Source organism: Arthrobacter humicola (assembly GCF_039531445.1).
In the GTDB taxonomy this organism is placed as follows: Bacteria; Actinomycetota; Actinomycetes; order Actinomycetales; family Micrococcaceae; genus Arthrobacter; species Arthrobacter humicola.
Window position 1 is genome coordinate 24,672 of record NZ_BAAAQB010000039.1, and the last position, 16,383, is coordinate 41,054.

General features: G+C 67.0%; 14 protein-coding genes. 5 read left to right on the forward strand and 9 right to left on the reverse strand.

The window, feature by feature from the left end:
- The first annotated feature begins 211 nt into the window (after positions 1-211).
- Positions 212-505, forward strand: coding sequence for an HPr family phosphocarrier protein (locus ABD243_RS16040; protein ID WP_116767712.1), 294 nt, complete (start codon positions 212-214; stop codon positions 503-505).
- Positions 506-671: 166 nt separating this feature from the next.
- Here the strand turns inward: ABD243_RS16040 and ABD243_RS16045 are convergent, their stop codons facing one another.
- The 5 genes from ABD243_RS16045 to ABD243_RS16065 form a co-directional block, all read right to left on the reverse strand.
- Complete coding sequence (locus tag ABD243_RS16045) at positions 672-1,073, reverse strand: cytochrome c oxidase subunit 4 (RefSeq protein ID WP_116767710.1); 402 nt, start codon at positions 1,071-1,073, stop codon at positions 672-674.
- Entirely contained in the window at positions 1,070-2,791 is a 1,722-nt protein-coding gene (ctaD, locus tag ABD243_RS16050; RefSeq protein ID WP_116767708.1) for an aa3-type cytochrome oxidase subunit I, read from the reverse strand. Before ctaD ends, ABD243_RS16045 begins: the two co-directional genes overlap by 4 nt.
- A gap of 10 nt (positions 2,792-2,801) precedes the next feature.
- Complete coding sequence (gene ctaC, locus ABD243_RS16055) at positions 2,802-3,674, reverse strand: aa3-type cytochrome oxidase subunit II (RefSeq protein WP_116767707.1); 873 nt, start codon at positions 3,672-3,674, stop codon at positions 2,802-2,804.
- Between the two features lie 207 nt (positions 3,675-3,881).
- The gene (locus ABD243_RS16060) at positions 3,882-4,271 is read right to left on the reverse strand and encodes a HesB/IscA family protein (RefSeq protein WP_091251656.1); all 390 of its coding nucleotides are present in this window, start codon (positions 4,269-4,271) and stop codon (positions 3,882-3,884) included.
- A 159-nt stretch (positions 4,272-4,430) separates the two neighbouring features.
- Positions 4,431-5,861: a dipeptidase gene (locus ABD243_RS16065; protein ID WP_202615893.1), complete on the reverse strand. Its 1,431-nt coding sequence runs from the start codon at positions 5,859-5,861 to the stop codon at positions 4,431-4,433.
- Between the two features lie 105 nt (positions 5,862-5,966).
- Here ABD243_RS16065 and ABD243_RS16070 point away from each other — a divergent pair, with 105 nt between their 5' ends.
- Entirely contained in the window at positions 5,967-6,566 is a 600-nt protein-coding gene (locus ABD243_RS16070) for a DUF3043 domain-containing protein (RefSeq protein ID WP_116767703.1), read from the forward strand.
- A 96-nt stretch (positions 6,567-6,662) separates the two neighbouring features.
- Here ABD243_RS16070 and ABD243_RS16075 read toward each other — a convergent pair whose 3' ends face one another.
- Entirely contained in the window at positions 6,663-7,736 is a 1,074-nt protein-coding gene (locus ABD243_RS16075; RefSeq protein ID WP_116767701.1) for a quinone-dependent dihydroorotate dehydrogenase, read from the reverse strand.
- A 149-nt stretch (positions 7,737-7,885) separates the two neighbouring features.
- On the opposite strand from ABD243_RS16075, the gene ABD243_RS16080 reads away from it, so the two are divergent.
- Together ABD243_RS16080 and ABD243_RS16085 are read left to right on the forward strand one after the other, a co-directional pair.
- Complete coding sequence (locus ABD243_RS16080) at positions 7,886-9,580, forward strand: FAD-binding dehydrogenase (protein WP_344367423.1); 1,695 nt, start codon at positions 7,886-7,888, stop codon at positions 9,578-9,580.
- 35 nt (positions 9,581-9,615) lie between these two features.
- Positions 9,616-10,608: an alpha/beta hydrolase gene (locus ABD243_RS16085; protein WP_344367424.1), complete on the forward strand. Its 993-nt coding sequence runs from the start codon at positions 9,616-9,618 to the stop codon at positions 10,606-10,608.
- A 3-nt stretch (positions 10,609-10,611) separates the two neighbouring features.
- On the opposite strand, the gene ABD243_RS16090 is transcribed toward ABD243_RS16085, so the two are convergent.
- From ABD243_RS16090 to leuA, 3 genes are all read right to left on the reverse strand, one after another.
- The gene (locus tag ABD243_RS16090; RefSeq protein ID WP_344367425.1) at positions 10,612-11,463 is read right to left on the reverse strand and encodes an isoprenyl transferase; all 852 of its coding nucleotides are present in this window, start codon (positions 11,461-11,463) and stop codon (positions 10,612-10,614) included.
- A 20-nt stretch (positions 11,464-11,483) separates the two neighbouring features.
- Positions 11,484-12,236, reverse strand: coding sequence for a DNA repair protein RecO (gene recO, locus ABD243_RS16095; RefSeq protein WP_344367426.1), 753 nt, complete (start codon positions 12,234-12,236; stop codon positions 11,484-11,486).
- A gap of 127 nt (positions 12,237-12,363) precedes the next feature.
- Complete coding sequence (leuA, locus tag ABD243_RS16100; protein WP_344367427.1) at positions 12,364-14,103, reverse strand: 2-isopropylmalate synthase; 1,740 nt, start codon at positions 14,101-14,103, stop codon at positions 12,364-12,366.
- A gap of 253 nt (positions 14,104-14,356) precedes the next feature.
- On the opposite strand from leuA, the gene ABD243_RS16105 reads away from it, so the two are divergent.
- A complete protein-coding gene (locus ABD243_RS16105; protein WP_344367428.1) occupies positions 14,357-16,309 on the forward strand; it encodes a M13 family metallopeptidase in 1,953 nt (650 codons plus the stop codon).
- Positions 16,310-16,383: the final 74 nt, after the last annotated feature.

The following is a 16,383-nucleotide window of genomic DNA, read 5'->3' on the forward strand; positions in this document are numbered from 1 at the left end:
CAGTCATGTATCAAGGGTAAACCCGCAGCCCCGCAGGTCTAGACCACCCGGCCGTCGCAGTTCGTCCCGTCCGCTCCCCCGCGACTACCCTTGAAGATACGGACCGGCACCAGGTGACCTGATCCTGTCGCTCCGGACTGGTTCCCCGTCCGGATGCGCGCGTCCGCCAGACCATCATGAGCAGAACCTGCACCAGCACAAGGGAGTCCCGTTGCCAGTTCGCAAGGCAATCGTCACGGCCGCCATCGGCCTTCACGCCCGCCCGGCGGCGGTATTTGTCCGCGCCGTCACCGCCACCGGGCTTCCGGTGACCATCAGCAAGGACGGCAGACCGGGCGTGGACGCCCGCTCGCTGCTGGAGGTCATGACCGAGGACTTCGCATGTGGCTGTGAAGTGGAGCTTGCCGTCGCGGCGGACGCCCTCCCGGGCCGTTTCACCCTGGCGCAGGCAGAGAACGCACTCGAGGAGCTTAGGATCCTCCTCGAATCGGCGGCCGCCGCCTGAGGCCCCTGGGCGGCGCTCCCGGTTCGCGGTGCGGACTCGGATTACCGCCCCGCCTGCGGACCGCTCTCTGAACTTCCCCAGCCTTAAGCACGCATACGACGGCGGGCCCCACCTTTGTGGTGGGGCCCGCCGTCGTATGCGATATGGAGATTTGTCCGTGTGGACGCTAGTGAGCGTGGTCACCGCGGCTGTACTCGTAGACCCAGCCGACCAGCGCGACGACCGCGAGGCCGCCCGCGATGAAGACAATCCAGAATCCGACGGCCATGCCGAGGAATCCGGTAGCGCAGGCGATGCCGAGAACCAGCGGCCACCAGCTCCAGGGGCTGAAGTGGCCCTGTTCGCCGGCACCTTCGTGGATTTCGGCGTCGTTGCGGTCCTCGGGTCGCATACCCACGCGCCGGCCGGTGAAGCCGAGGTAAGCACCGATCATGCCGGCAAGGCCACCGACAAGCAGGATGGCAAGTGCTCCCACCCATTCGGTCCAGTTCGTCAGGTACCCGTAAATGAACGCCACCGGGACAAAGAAGAAGACGCCGAGGCCAAAGATCCTTGATTCGATTTTCACTTGCCGGAGTCCTTCTGGTCGGCGTTACCGAGCGCTGCTGCTGCCGGAGCAGGAGAATCGACGGTGTAGTTCTGGGAGAGCTCCGGGTGGTGCAGGTCCAGCGCGGGACGTTCGGAGCGGATGCGGGGCAGGGACGTGAAGTTGTGGCGCGGCGGCGGGCAGGACGTGGCCCACTCGAGCGAGGCACCGAAGCCCCACGGGTCATCAACTTCCACGCGGTCGTTGCTGCGCCAGGTGATGTAGATGTTCCAGAAGAACGGGATCAGCGAGGCGCCCAGGACGAACGAGGAGATGGTGGAGAACTGGTTCATCCACGTGAAGTTGTCCTGCGGCAGGTAGTCGGCGTAGCGGCGCGGCATACCCTCGACACCCAGCCAGTGCTGGATCAGGAAGGTGCCGTGGAAGCCCAGGAACAGCATCCAGAAGTGGATCTTGCCGAGACGCTCGTTGAGCATCTTGCCGGTCCACTTGGGCCACCAGAAGTAGAAGCCCGCGAACATGGCGAACACGACCGTACCGAAGACCACGTAGTGGAAGTGCGCCACGACGAAGTAGGAGTCCGAGACGTGGAAGTCCAGCGGCGGCGAGGCCAGGATGATGCCGGTCAGGCCACCGAAGAGGAAGGTCGCCAGGAAGCCGATGCTCCACAGCATGGGGGTTTCAAAGGTGATGGAACCCCGCCACATGGTGCCGATCCAGTTGAAGAACTTCACACCGGTCGGAACGGCGATCAGCATCGTCATGAAGGAGAAGAACGGCAGCAGGACCGAGCCGGTGACGTACATGTGGTGTGCCCACACGGTCACGGACAGTGCGGCGATGGAGATGGTCGCGTAGACCAGGCCCTTGTAGCCGAAGATCGGCTTGCGGCTGAAGACCGGGAAGATCTCCGAGACGATGCCGAAGAACGGCAGGGCGATGATGTACACCTCAGGGTGGCCGAAGAACCAGAACAGGTGCTGCCAGAGGACGGCACCGCCGTTCGCGGGGTCGAAGATGTGAGCGCCAAAGCGGCGGTCGGCACCGAGCGCAAACAGTGCGGCGGCCAGCGGCGGGAAGGCCATCAGGACCAGGATGGACGTCACGAGTGCGTTCCAGGTGAAGATCGGCATGCGCCACATGGTCATGCCGGGGGCACGCATGCAGATGATCGTGGTGATGAAGTTGACGGCGCCGAGGATGGTGCCGAAGCCGGAGAGCGCCAGGCCGAAGACCCAGAGGTCACCGCCCACGCCGGGGCTGAACGTCGTGTCAGACAGCGGCGCGTAGGCGAACCAGCCGAAGGACGCGGCGCCCTGCGGGGTGATGAATCCGGACACCGCAATGGTGGAACCGAAGAGGAAGAACCAGAAGGCCAGTGCGTTCAGTCGCGGGAACGCGACGTCGGGTGCACCGATCTGCAAGGGCATGATGACGTTGGTGAAGCCGGCGAAGAGCGGCGTCGCGAACATCAGGAGCATCACTGTGCCGTGCATGGTGAAGAGCTGGTTGTACTGCTCTTTGGTCTGCAGGATCTGCATGCCCGGCTCGAAGAGCTCGGCACGGATCAGCAGCGCCATGATGCCGCCGAAGCAGAAGAAGATGAACGACGCGATCAGGTACATGTACCCGATCGTCTTGTGGTCGGTCGAGGTGATCCAGTTGACGACGATGCGTCCCTTGGATTTGGGTACTACGGGAGCCTCGAGGATCCCGGCGGATTGAGTGTAAGTTGCCACGTCGCTCCCCTTACTTGGTTTCGGTCGGGACCGGGTTGCGGTCGTACTCGTCACCGAGCAGGCCGGTGTTCCCGTCCTGGCGCAACTGGTTCATGTGCGCCTGGAACTCCGAGTCGGAGACAACCTTCACGCGGAACAGCATTTCGGAGTGGTACTCGCCACAAAGTTCGGCACACTTGCCGTCGTAGGTTCCCTCCTTGGTGGGAGTGAACCGGATGTAGTTGGTCTTGCCGGGGATCATGTCGCGCTTCTGCAGGAAGGCAGGCACCCAGAAGGAGTGGATGACATCGCGGGAATTCAGTTCGAGGTCAACCGACTTGTTGACCGGCAGGTAAAGGGTGGGCAGCTTTTCCTTGTCCACGTCGTTACCGGTCAGGTGGGCCTGGACGCCGGCTTCGTGGACGTCGTCGGTGATGACGTCGCCCTTCTTGTAGTTGAAGTCCCATGCCCACTGCTTGCCGCGGACGTCGACGACGACGTCGGCCGGCTTGGAGCGGTCATCGATCTGCTGCTGGTCGCGGTCGGTGAAGTAGAAGAACACCAGGACCATGAAGAGCGGGATCGTCAGGTAGAACACTTCCAGGGGAAGGTTGAAGCTGTTCTGACGGGGGAAGCCCACCGTGCCCTTGCGGCGGCGGTAAGCAACGATGCACCAGATCATCAGGCCCCAAGTGATGATGCCGACGACCAGCGCGGCAATCCATGAGTTGACCCAGAGGTCCATGATGCGGTCAGTATTACTGGTGGTGCCACGTTCGGTGGGCAACCAGCCCCTCTGTACCTCTGGTGAACATCCAGTCAAAGCCAACGCGCCGGCTAGTGCCAAGCCAGTGATCGTAGTGATCTGTTTGCGTCGGCTGCCGGTTCGGTTCTGCGAACTCACAGACGGCCCTTCCTACTTGTTGCTGTTGCCCCGCGAATTACGGGCAGGGCAAACGAAAAGTTTTACTACTCGGTGTAGAGCTTACCGCTCCCCGGGAGTTTTCGCCCACATGTCCGCGCCGTGCGTCGGGACCTTTTTCCGGGTCCCGCTCGTTGAGGCCCGGGCGGCACTAAGGCCGGGCAATATGCCCGGCCTTAGTGGAAGGAATTAGTGGAAAGAATCCCCGCAGGCGCAGGAGCCGCCGGCATTCGGATTGTCGATCGTGAAGCCCTGCTTCGAGATGGTGTCCTCGAAGTCGATGCTGGCACCGCTGAGATAGGGAACGCTCATCTTGTCGACGACGACTTCCACGCCGTCGTAGTCGCGCACAGCGTCTCCGTCGAGCAGGCGCTCGTCGAAGTAGAGCTGGTAGATCAGGCCGGAGCAACCGCCGGGCTGCACGGCAACGCGCAGGCGCAGATCAGTGCGGCCTTCCTGCTCGAGGAGGCTGCGGACCTTGCCGGCCGCGACGTCAGTCAGCATGACTTCGTGCGTGGCCAGCTCGCCGGCCTCGGGGGCCGTGGCGTCGGCGCTGTTTTCATTGGTTGTAGTGCTCATGGCCTACCTTCTTGCAACGGTGGTGGCGGCCCCGCTTGCGCGGTGCCCGCCCCTACTTAAACGGTATGGGCTATAGCTACATGCTACGTCGATCAGCCCTGTAGCTCTAACTCCTGACGTAACCGTCCCAGCACGCTGGATGTTCCCCGGGAACGGAGGTTAGAGCGCCCCTTCCTCGTTGAGGCGCGCCAGCAGCAGCGCCTCGGCGATGATCGCGTTCCGGAAGTCGCCCAGGTGGAGGGATTCATTGGCGCTGTGCGCGCGGGAATCCGGATCCTCGACGCCGGTCACCAGGATCTGCACGTCCGGGTACAGCTCGGTCAAGTCCGCGATGAACGGGATGGACCCGCCGATCCCCATTTCCACCGCCGGTACGCCCCAGGCTTCGCCGAGGGCCCACATGGCCACGCCCGCGGCCTTGGAGGCCGTGTCCGTCAAGAAGGAGTTGCCGCTCTCCCCCGGCGTGAACACCACCTGCGCGCCGAACGGCGCATTGGCTTCGACGTGCTTGCGGACGGCTTCCATGGCGGCTGCCGGATCCTGCCCGGGAGCCAGCCGCAGGCTGAACTTGGCCCGGGCGCGGGGCAGCAGGGTGTTGGAGGCGACGTCGACGGCCGGAGCGTCAAAACCGATGATCGACAGGGCCGGCTTGGTCCACATGCGTGAGGCAATGCTCCCGGTCCCGGCGAGCTTGACGCCGTCGAGCACGGAAGCGTCCGCCCGGTATTCCTCTTCGGTCAGGTCCACGGTGACGTCGTCACGGCTCACGAGGCCCTCGATCGCGACGCTGCCATCGGCGTCGTGAAGGGTCGCGATCAGACGGGACAGCAGGGTCGGCGCGTCAAGCACCGGACCGCCGAACATGCCCGAATGCACCGCGTGGTCGAGCACCTTGACTTCGATGGTGCCGTCCACCAGGCCGCGCAGGCTCGTGGTCAGGGCCGGGATGCCGACCTTCCAGTTGCTGGAGTCGGCCACGACGATCACGTCAGCGCGCAGCAGTTCGCGGTGGGTCTCGAGGAATGTCCGGAACGTCGGTGAACCGGCCTCTTCTTCCCCTTCGAAGAAGAATGTCACGCCGAGGCCAAGCTCGTCACCGAGCACGCGCGTCACGGCGGAGTAGGCGGCGACATGGGCGAGGATGCCCGCTTTGTCATCCGCGGCGCCGCGGCCGAAGAGCCGCCCGTCGCGTTCGACGGCGGTAAAGGGGTCGGTTTCCCACAGCGCGAGGTCGCCGGTGGGCTGGACGTCGTGGTGGGCGTAGAGCAGAACGGTGGGCTTGCCGGCGGCGGCCGGGCGGCGGGCGACGACGGCGGGCCCGCCTGGCGTTCCGTCTTCCTTGTCGCAGCGGAGGATACGGACGTCTTCGAAGCCGCTGGCGCGCACGAGGCCGGCGACGGCGTCTGCGCTGCGGTTCAGCGGGGCCGGGTCAAAGCTGGGCCAGGCGATGCCCGGAATGGCGACAAGGTCCTTCAGCCGGCTGATCGTTTCATCGAACGATTCCGTCACGGCCTGGCGGAGGGCCTCGGCATCGATGGTGCCGGCGTGGTCCATGGTGGTTTGCGGGTTCCCCGCAGTTGATGAAGTCATGGCGAAAACACTACCGTGTGCTGGATCACGGCAAACAGCGTGAGGGCGTGGCTGACCGCGTGTGTGCTGGGTCTCGCGCCGGGATCTGCGGGGTATTCTTTAGGGGTGTTTGGACGAAAAAAGGAAGCGCCCGCGGCGCAGAACGTAGTTGACCAGCAGGCGGCCGAGGCGGCAGCCCGGGGCACCGTGACCGGCAAGGGCGCGCCCACGCCCAAGCGGAGCGCCCAGGAGGCCGCCCGCAAGCGGCCGCTCGTGCCGGAAGACCGCAAGGCTTCCAAGGCGGCCGAGCGCGCCGCCGTCACGGAACAGCGGCTCAAGATGCGGCAGGCCATGGACAGCGGTGACGAGAAGTTCCTGCCGGTGCGCGACAAAGGTCCGCAGAAGCGTTTCACCCGTGACTACGTCGATGCCCGCTTCAGCCTGGGCGAGTACCTCATGTTCGGGGCACTCCTGTTCGTCGTCATCTCGCTGCTGGTGCCGGCTTCCAGCCAGCAGATGATCTACGTCCTGGGCGCCTTCTGGGTTATGTTCCTGGCCGTCTTCGTGGATGTCTTCATCCTCTCCCGCAAGCTCAAGAAGCGGCTCAGCGAGAAGTTCGGCGAGGTGGAACGCGGCACCGTCTGGTACGGCTCGATGCGCTCCCTGCAGTTCCGCCGGCTGCGCCTGCCCAAGCCCCAGGTCAGCCGCGGAGAGTTCCCCGCCTGATCATTTGTCCCTAGGATTTCCAACCACGAAGCCCCCGGCAGTTCAATACTGCCGGGGGCTTCGTCGCGCGGGGCAGGTGGGCCGGCCCGCGGCGGCTTAGCGCCGGCTTGGGTGCGTGGCCAGCAGCCGGTTGATGCGGGCGGCCCAGAACGGGCCTTCGTACAGAAACGCCGTGTAGCCCTGGACGAGGGTGGCGCCGGCGTCCAGCCGCGCCTGCACATCCTGGGCGGTTTCGACGCCGCCCACGGAGACGAGGGTCAATGCGCCGCCCGTAACGGACTTAAGCCGGGCCAGGACCTCCAGCGCCCGCTTCTTCAGGGGCGCCCCGGAGAGTCCCCCGGCCCCGCAGGCCTCGACCTTCTCCGGGCTGGCCGAGAGTCCGGTGCGGGCGATGGTGGTGTTGGTCGCGATGATGCCGTCCAGCTTCAGGTCCAGCGCCAGGCGCGCGACGTCGTCGATGTCCTCGTCGCTGAGGTCGGGTGCGATCTTGACCAGGAGCGGAACGTGGCGGCCCGCCGCTTTGTCCGCTTCCTCGCCGACGGCGGTCAACAACGGGCGCAGGGTCTCGACGTCCTGCAGCAGCCGCAGGCCGGGCGTGTTGGGCGAGCTGACATTGACCACCAGGTAGTCGGCGGCCGGGGCGAGGCTGCGTGCGCTGATCAGATAGTCGGAGACTGCATCCTCGAGTCCCACCACCTTGCTCTTGCCGATGTTGACCCCGATTACGGGCCGCACGCCGGGGTAATGCCGCTGCAGGGCGGCCCGGGCGGACTTCAGACGCGGAGCCACCGCCGCGGCGCCGTCGTTGTTGAACCCCATCCGGTTGATGACGGCCCGGTCCTCCACGAGGCGGAAGAGCCGGGGTGCCGGGTTGCCGGGCTGGGCCTGGCCGGTGATGGTGCCGACTTCCACGTGGCCGAAGCCGAGCTCGGTGAGCGCCTCGATGCCGTGGCCCTCCTTGTCGAAGCCGGCCGCGAGGCCGAACGGCGACGGGAAGGTCAGGCCAAACGCCTCGGTCTGCAGGGACGCCGCCGGGGCGGTGAACTTCTGCAGCACCCGGCCGGCGCCGCAGCTGTGGGCCAGCCGGATGGCCTTGAACCCGATCTTATGGGCGCGTTCGGCGTCCATCCATGAGAAGGCCAGCCGGAAGAATGTGGGATATACGCGCATGCCTCTAGTTTTCCGGTTCGGGCCGTCCAGACCAAACCAGCGCGCTACGGGCAACCGTTATGACTGCCGGTATGACGGCCGTTGCAACTGCGGTGCTGCGTGCCGTGGATGCGGCGCCCAAGAACCCCGGGGCGCGTTAGCATGAAGCCATGACCAGCATTGATGGTGTCGGGACGGGCAGCCGTGGGGTGCCGGGGCGCGGGATCGAGGCCGATGTCGTGGTGGTCGGCGCGGGCCTGGCCGGGCTCGTGGCCGCGGCGCAGGCGTATGCTGCCGGCCGGCGGGTGGCGCTGCTGGATCAGGAGCCGGAGGCATCCGTCGGCGGCCAGGCACACTGGTCCTTTGGCGGCCTCTTCCTGGTCAACTCCCCCGAACAGCGCCGGCTCGGCGTGCGGGACAGTGAAGAGCTGGCCCTCGCCGACTGGCACGCGTCCGCAGGATTCGACCGGCCCGAGGATGCGCTGGCGAAGGAGTGGGCGGCGGCGTACGTGAACTTCGCGGCCGGGGAAAAGCGCGCCTGGCTCGCCGCGCTGGGCGTCGGGCTGTTTCCCCTGGTGCAGTGGGCCGAACGCGGCGGCTACGGCCCGGACGGCCACGGCAACACGGTCCCGCGCTTCCACGTCGTCTGGGGCACGGGACCCGCCCTGCTGGCGCCCTTCCTGGCAAAACTCCGTGAAGGCGTTGACGCCGGACGCGTGAGCTTCCATTTCCGGCACCGCGCCACCGGGCTCATCAAGACTGCGGGCCGGATCAGCGGCGTCCGCGGCGAGCTGCTCGAGTCCAGCGCTGCGGGGCGGGGCGAAAAATCCTCCAGGCACCGGGCCGGCGACTTCAAGGCAGCGGCAGCAGCTGTCGTGGTCACGACCGGCGGGATCGGCGGGAACCACGAGTCGGTCCGCAGACAGTGGCCGGGAGGCGGAGCGCCGGAAACGATGCTGAGCGGTGTGCCCGCCTCGGTGGACGGAGACTTTCTGCCGGCCGTGAGCCAGGCCGGCGGGAACCTCATTAACGGCGACCGGATGTGGCACTACCCGGAGGGCATCCATAACCATTCCCCGGTCTGGCCGCGGCACGGCATCCGGATCCTGCCCGGGCCTTCGGCCCTGTGGCTGGATGCGGCGGGGCGGATGCTCCCCCCTCCCCTGTTTCCCGGCTTCGACTCCCTCGGGGCGCTGCGCCACATTCTGACCACCGGACATGCCCATTCGTGGTTCGTCCTTAACAGGACGATTGCCCTGAAGGAGTTCGCACTTTCCGGCTCCGAGCAAAACCCCGATCTCACGGGCAAGGACGTCCGGCTGCTGGCCTCGCGGCTGCGGCCGGGCAGCGACACGCCGCTCCAGCGCTTCCTGGACCGCGGGGTCGACTTCCTGCAGGCCAAGACTCCCGCCGGGCTGGCCGGAAAGATGAACGACCTCACCGGCGCCGGGCTCATTGATGCCACGGAACTGGAGCGCCTGGTCCGTGCCCGCGACCGGCAGTTTTCGAGCGGGTTGGGCAAGGATCCGCAGCTGGCCGCCATCCGGGCCGCCCGCCGCTTCGCCACGGACAAGATCATGCGGGTGGCGCCACCGCACCGGCTCACGGATCCGCGGCACGGGCCGCTGCTTGCCGTCCGGCTCTCCGTCCTGACGCGCAAGAGCCTTGGCGGCCTCCACACGGATCTGCAGTCGCGGGTGCTGGACGCAGCCGGTCAGCCCGTACCGGGACTGTTCGCGGCCGGTGAGGCCGCCGGGTTCGGCGGAGGCGGAATCCACGGCTACCGCGCGCTCGAGGGGACCTTCCTGGGCGGATGCCTCTTCTCCGGACGCTCAGCGGGCCGCGCCGCGGCGCTGGCCGTCTAGTCAGCAGCACAGTCAGAAGCATGGGAGGAATGTCGATGCAGTGGCAGACCGACATCCTGGGGGACGATTTCCAGGCGTGTGCCTTCGAGGCGGCCGGCCCCGACGGCGTACTGCGCACCGCCACCCTGGTCCGTCACACCCCCGCCGGCCCGGAGGGCGCCGCCGCAGCCGGGACAGGAACAGCGCTGCCGGCGCGGGCGGTCCTGTTCCTGCACGGGTGGAGTGACTACTTCTTCAACGAGGAACTTGCGGAGTTCTGGACCGGCAAGGGCTTTGAGTTCTTCGCCCTGGACATGCACAACCACGGCCGCAGCCTCCGGCCAGGAACCCACGGCGGCTACGTCGCGGACCTGGACAACTACGACGCCGAGATCACGGCGGCGATCGGCATCATCGCCTCGCTCCGGCCGGCCGGCGCGGCGCCGCAGCTGGCGCTCATGGGCCACTCCACCGGCGGGCTGATCGCGGCGCTGTGGGCGGACCGGCATCCGGGAGTGGCGTCGCAGCTGGTCCTGGACAGTCCGTGGCTGGAAGTCCATGGCAGCCCGGCGTTGCGCCGCGCCGCGCGGACCATGGTGGAGCCCTTCGCCCGGTTCTGGCCCGAGTCGGTGATCCGGCTGCCGGAGCGGGCCTTCTACTGGCGCAGCATCAGCAGCGCGGCGGAGGGCGAATGGGCATTGGACGACGCCTACCGTCCGCCCCATGCCTTTCCGGTCCGTGCCGGCTGGCTCAGCGCCGTGCTCTCCGGACAGTCCAAGGTGGCACGCGGACTGACCATCGACGTACCCATCCTCGTGCTCATCTCAGCGGCCAGCGCCAACGGGATGTTCTGGAAGGAGTCCATGCGCCGCACCGACGCGGTCCTGGACGTCAACACAATCGCCCTGCGCGCCCTGAGCCTGGGCCGCACCGTCACGCTGGAGCGGATCGACGGCGCGCTGCACGACGTCTTCCTCTCGGCGCCGCGGGTCCGCGCGGACGCTTATTCCCGGCTGTCCCGCTGGATGAGGGCCTACGTGTTTGATTGAGGCTCAGGCGCCTTGGCTGCCTGTGGCGGGAGCGGCGTCGACGGCTCCGCCGTACCGCCGGTCGCGCTGGGCATAGATCTCGACGGCGTCCCAGAGCGTCCGCCGGTCCACGTCCGGCCACAGGGTGTCCAGGAACACGAATTCGGCGTAGGCGGACTGCCACAGCATGAAGTTGGAGAGCCGTTGCTCGCCGGAGCTGCGCAGGAACAGGTCAACATCCGGCAGGTCGGGCTCGTCCAGGAACTTCTGGATGGTCCGTTCGGTGATGGCCCCCGGTTTGAGCCGGCCCTGCGCCACTTCCTCCGCGATCGCGGCGACGGCATCGGCGATCTCGGCGCGTCCGCCGTAGTTGACACACATGTTCAGGGTGCAGGTGCTGTTGCCGCGGGTGTAGTCCTCGGCCTCTTCGAGTTCGCGGATCACCGAGCCCCACAGTTTCGGGCGCCGCCCGGACCAGCGGATGCGGACCCCCCACTCATCGAGCTGGTTCCGCTGCCGGCGCAGCACGTCCTTGTTGAATCCCATGAGGAAGCGCACCTCCTCCGGGGACCGGCGCCAGTTCTCGGTGGAGAAGGCGTACACGCTGACGTGCTCGATCCCCAGTTCGATCGCGCCGGCCATGACGTCCAGGAGGGCAGGCTCCCCCGCCTTGTGGCCCTCGATCCTTGGCAGGCCGCGCTGGTTGGCCCAGCGGCCGTTGCCGTCCATGACGATCGCGACGTGCCGCGGAATGAACTCCGCGGGGATGGCGGGCGGAACAGCCCCGGACGGGTGCGGGTAGGGGGCCACCACCGGGGCTGTCCGGCGCCGGACCGCCCCCTGCTTTGCCTGGCTCTTCTCCAGGTTCCTTCCCAAGCTTCTTCCCAATGCCACTTCTACGTTCGCTCCACATGTTTGAGGGATTTCAGGACTCTCTCCAGGTGCCACTGGAGGTAACTTGCCACCAGGCCGGCCGCTTCCCGCCGGTGAAGGGACGCCGAGGCATCCGCCGTCGTCCAGTTCCCGGTGAGCAGGGCACCCAGCAGGAGCACCGTCTCCGCGGCCGGCGCCGGGGAACCCGGCGGCCGGCACTCGGGGCAGACCATGCCGCCCAGCGGTGCGGAAAAGGCGGTGTGCGGGCCGGGTGCACCGCACCTGGCGCAGTCGGTGAAGCTGGGCGCCCAGCCGCCGGTCGCGAGGGCGCGCAGCAGGTACGAGTCGAGGATGAGCTCGGGGGCGTGGTCGCCCCTGCTCAGCGACGCCAGCGCTCCGACCAGCAGGTTGTATTGGGCGGTGCCGGCCTCGCCGTCGACGTCGGTGAGCCTCTCCGCCGTCTCGGTCATGGCCGCGGCCACCGTGTAGCGGCCGTAGTCGGCGGCGATGTTGCCGCCGTAGGCGCCCTTGGCCACGGCCTGCGTCACGACGTCCAGGGTGCGGCCGGAAATCAGTTGGAGATCGGCCACCATGAACGGCTCCAGCCGGGCGCCGAAACGGCTGCTGGTGCGGCGGACACCCTTGGCCACCGCACGGACCTGGCCGTGGTGCTTTGTCAGCAACGTGATGATCCGGTCCGCCTCGCCCAGCTTGTGGGTGCGCAGCACGACGGCGTCATCACGGTAGGCGCGCGCTGCAAAGGATTGTTGGACCACAGTTAATCTTCGCACTCTCTGTGCGGAAACACGGCACGGGCAACGCCCTGTTGGAGCAAAGAAGACTGCGCCGCCGGAAGGTTCCGGCGGCGCAGTGCGCTGTGCCTCAGTTGCGTCAAGGGCCGAATCAGGCGCGGGCGTCCCGGATGGCCCGGTTCACGGCCGAGATGACTGCCTTGAGCGAGGCCGTAATGGTGTTCGCGTCGATCCCGACACCCCACAGAACCCGCTCGCCCACGGCGCATTCGACATACGCGGCGGCCAGGGCGCTGCCGCCCTCGGACAGGGCGTGCTCGCTGTAGTCCAGCACGCGGACGTCGACGCCGTCCTCGCGCAGGATGCTCAGCAGGGCCGCGATGGGGCCGTTGCCGGTGCCGGTGCGGCGGACCTGGGCGCCGTCGATCTTCAGCGACGCGGTCAGGGTCATCGCCCCGGCCTCGTCCGTTTCGGTGCCAATCGCCCCGAGCGCGTAGCGTCCCCACTGGGTGTCGGCGGCCGTGGACGGCAGGTATTCGTCCTGGAAGACCTGCCAGAGCTGGGCACCGCTGACCTCGCCGCCCACGGTGTCGGTCTGCTTCTGGATGACGCCGGAGAACTCGATCTGGGCGCGGCGAGGCAGGTCCAGGTTGTGCTCGTTTTTCAGCAGGTAGGCGACGCCACCCTTGCCGGACTGCGAGTTGACGCGGATGACGGCCTCGTAGCTGCGGCCGAGGTCCTTCGGGTCGACCGGCAGGTACGGAACCTGCCAGGTGTAGTCGGCGACGTCCTTGCCGGCGGCGGCGGCGTCCTTTTCGAGGGCTTCCAGGCCCTTCTTGATGGCGTCCTGGTGCGAGCCGGAGAACGCCGTGAAGACGAGGTCCCCGCCGTACGGCACGCGCTCGGCGACCGGCAGCTGGTTGCAGTACTCCACCGTGCGGCGGATTTCGTCGATGTTGGAGAAGTCGATCATGGGATCGATGCCCTGGACGAACATGTTCAGCCCCAGGGTCACCAGGTCCACGTTGCCGGTCCGCTCGCCGTTGCCGAAGAGGCAGCCTTCGATCCGGTCTGCGCCGGCCAGGTAGCCGAGCTCGGCGGCGGCGACGCCGGTGCCGCGGTCGTTGTGCGGGTGGAGGGACAGGATGATGCCTTCCCGCGGGTGCAGGTTCCGGCTCATCCACTCGATGGAGTCGGCGTACACATTCGGGGTGGCCATCTCGACCGTGGCGGGCAGGTTGATGATGACCTGGCGGTCCGCCGATGCCTCGAAGACGTCGGCGATCGCGTTGCAGACGCGCACGGCGTAGTCCAGCTCGGTTCCGGTGAAGGATTCGGGCGAGTATTCGTAGGTGATGTGGGTGTCGACGAGGGTTTCCTCGTACTTCTTGCACAGCCGGGCGCCCTGCAGGGCGATGTCCAGGATGCCGTCTTCGTCCTGGTTGAACACGACGCGGCGCTGCAGGACGGACGTGGAGTTGTAGAGGTGGACGATGGCCTGCTTCGCGCCGACCAGGGACTCGTATGTCCGCTCGATCAGGTGTTCACGGGCCTGGGTCAGCACCTGGATCGTGACGTCGTCGGGGATGTGGTTGCCCTCGATCAGCTGCCGGACGAAGTCGAAGTCCGTCTGCGACGCCGAGGGGAAGCCGACCTCGATCTCCTTGTAGCCCATCCGGACCAGCAGGTCGAACATCTTCAGCTTGCGGGCCGGGCTCATGGGATCGATGAGGGCCTGGTTGCCGTCGCGCAGGTCCACGGCGCACCAGCGCGGGGCCTTCGTGATGAGCTTGTCCGGCCAGGTGCGGTCCGGCAGTTCAACGGTGATCTGGTCCTGGAACGGGATGTAACGGTGGACCGGCATTCCTGAGGGCTTCTGTGCGTTTCGCATTACTATCGGGGCCTTTTCTGTGATTCCTGGTGAAAGGGTGGCCGGGCAACACAAACTCCGCAGCGAGGGTTGGCCTTGCGCTAGATCGCGTCTGAGGCCTCGCCGCGGCAGCTAAGGAGAAGCAGTTCTGCGCGCACCTTTTCACAGTAACACGGGTGCGTAAGATGAAGGAGCCAGACCACCGCAACGTCCACCATGCAGACCGTGCACCGACACAAGCTCCGGTGCCGGCCTGCCTCTCAAAGGAGCATCCGTGCCACTTTCGGGGATCGACCTGTCCACCATCGATGCCGGCGTCCGTCCGCAGGATGACCTGTACCAGTACGTGAACGGCGGCTGGCTCACGAGCACGGTCATTCCGGACGACCGGCCGCTGGAGGGCACGTTTACGGCCCTGAGGGACGCGTCGGAGCTTGCCGTGAAGGAGATCATCGAGCAGGCGGCCGCCCGCGGCGCAGAGGCCACCGGCATCGAGCGGAAAATCGGGGACCTCTACAACAGCTTCATGGACGAGGCCGCGGCCGAGGCGAAGGGCCTGGACCCGCTCCGGGCCCGGCTGGCGGAGGTGTTCGCCACGACGTCGGTTCCCGAACTCGTGGCGCTGGCCGGACGGCTGTTCCGCGCCGACGTGGGCGGCCTCTTCTACATCTACCCCGCGCCGGACGCCGGCAACCCGGACCGGATCCTGCTCTACACCGGCCAGGGCGGCCTCGGCCTTCCGGACGAGTCGTACTACCGCGAAGAGAAGTTCGCGGCCATGGTCCAGGCCTACCAGGAGCACGTCGAGGCCATGCTTGCCCTGGCCGGCGTTGCCGATCCCGATGGCGCGGGCGGGCGGGTCGTCGCGCTGGAAACCGCACTGGCCTCGCACCACTGGGACAACGTGACGCTGCGGAATCCGCAGAAGACGTACAACCTGAAGTCCGCCGCCGAGGCAGCGGAACTCTTCCCGCTCCTGGCCGACTGGTTCGACGCGGCCGGCATCGCCCCGGAAAAGCGCACCGAACTCGTGATGAGCACTCCCGACTTCTTCTCCGGCGCCGCCTCCTTGCTGGACAGCGAACCGCTGGCCACGTGGCAGGAATGGCTCGCCATGCGCGTCGTCAGCGCCGCTGCCCCATACCTGTCCTCCGCGTTCGTGGACGCGAACTTCGCCTTCTACGGCACGACCTTGAGCGGGACGCCGCGGATCAAGGACCGCTGGAAGCGCGGCGTCGCGGTAGTCGAGGCGGCCCTCGGCGAGGCCGTAGGCCAGATCTACGTTGCCCGGCACTTCCCGGAAGGCAATAAGGCACGTATGCAGGGCCTCGTGGCCAACCTGATCGAGGCGTACCGGGAGTCCATCACGGGGCTGGAGTGGATGGGCGAGGAAACCAAGCTCGAGGCGCTCAAGAAGCTGGACTCCTTCCGCGCCAAGATCGGCTACCCGGACAAGTGGATCGACTACTCCGCCGTCGAGGTCGATCCCGCCGATCTGCTGGGGAACGTGGAGCGCGCGCACAGCGCCGACGTCGACCGTCACCTTGACGAGGTCGGCAAACCTGTGGACCGGGAGAAGTGGCTCATGACCCCGCAGACGGTCAACGCCTACTACCACCCGCTGCTCAACGAGATCGTGTTTCCCGCCGCCATACTGCAGCCTCCCTTCTTCACCGCCGACGCCGACGACGCCGTCAACTACGGCGGCATCGGCGCGGTGATCGGGCACGAAATCGGCCACGGCTTCGACGACCAGGGCTCGCAGTATGACGGCAGCGGCCTGCTCCGGAACTGGTGGACCCAGGACGACCGCACCGCCTTCGAGGCCCTGACCTCCAAGCTGGTGGCGCAATTCGACGCCCTCTCCCCCACGGCCGCGCCCGGCCATAACGTCAACGGCAAGCTCACCCTGGGCGAAAACATCGGCGACCTCGGCGGCCTCACCATCGCCTACAAGGCCTACCTGATCAGCCTCGACGGGCAGGAACCGCCGGTGCTCGACGGGATGACAGGATTCCAGCGGTTCTTCGCGTCCTGGGCCGCGGGGTGGCGGCAGGTCATCCGGACGGAGGAAGCCGTCCGCCGGCTGGCGACGGACCCGCACTCCCCCAACGAATTCCGCACCAATGCGATCGCCAAGAACCTGGATGCCTTCCACGAAGCGTTCGGCGTCACCGAGCAGGACGGCATGTGGATGCCGCCGCAGGAGCGCGTCAGCATCTGGTGATGCCGGTCGCCGGCCCCAGCACCGGCACCAGCACCGGCACCGGCACCAGCACCAGACGACGGAAGGGACCACCC

Excerpts from the sequence above, each read along its gene's own strand:
- ABD243_RS16060 (WP_091251656.1), bottom strand. The coding sequence starts at position 4,271 with ATGAGCACTACAACCAATGAAAACAGCGCCGACGCCACGGCCCCCGAG.
- ABD243_RS16065 (WP_202615893.1), bottom strand. The coding sequence starts at position 5,861 with ATGACTTCATCAACTGCGGGGAACCCGCAAACCACCATGGACCACGCC.
- ABD243_RS16075 (WP_116767701.1), bottom strand. The coding sequence starts at position 7,736 with ATGCGCGTATATCCCACATTCTTCCGGCTGGCCTTCTCATGGATGGAC.
- ABD243_RS16080 (WP_344367423.1), top strand. The coding sequence starts at position 7,886 with ATGACCAGCATTGATGGTGTCGGGACGGGCAGCCGTGGGGTGCCGGGG.
- ABD243_RS16085 (WP_344367424.1), top strand. The coding sequence starts at position 9,616 with ATGCAGTGGCAGACCGACATCCTGGGGGACGATTTCCAGGCGTGTGCC.
- leuA (WP_344367427.1), bottom strand. The coding sequence starts at position 14,103 with ATGCGAAACGCACAGAAGCCCTCAGGAATGCCGGTCCACCGTTACATC.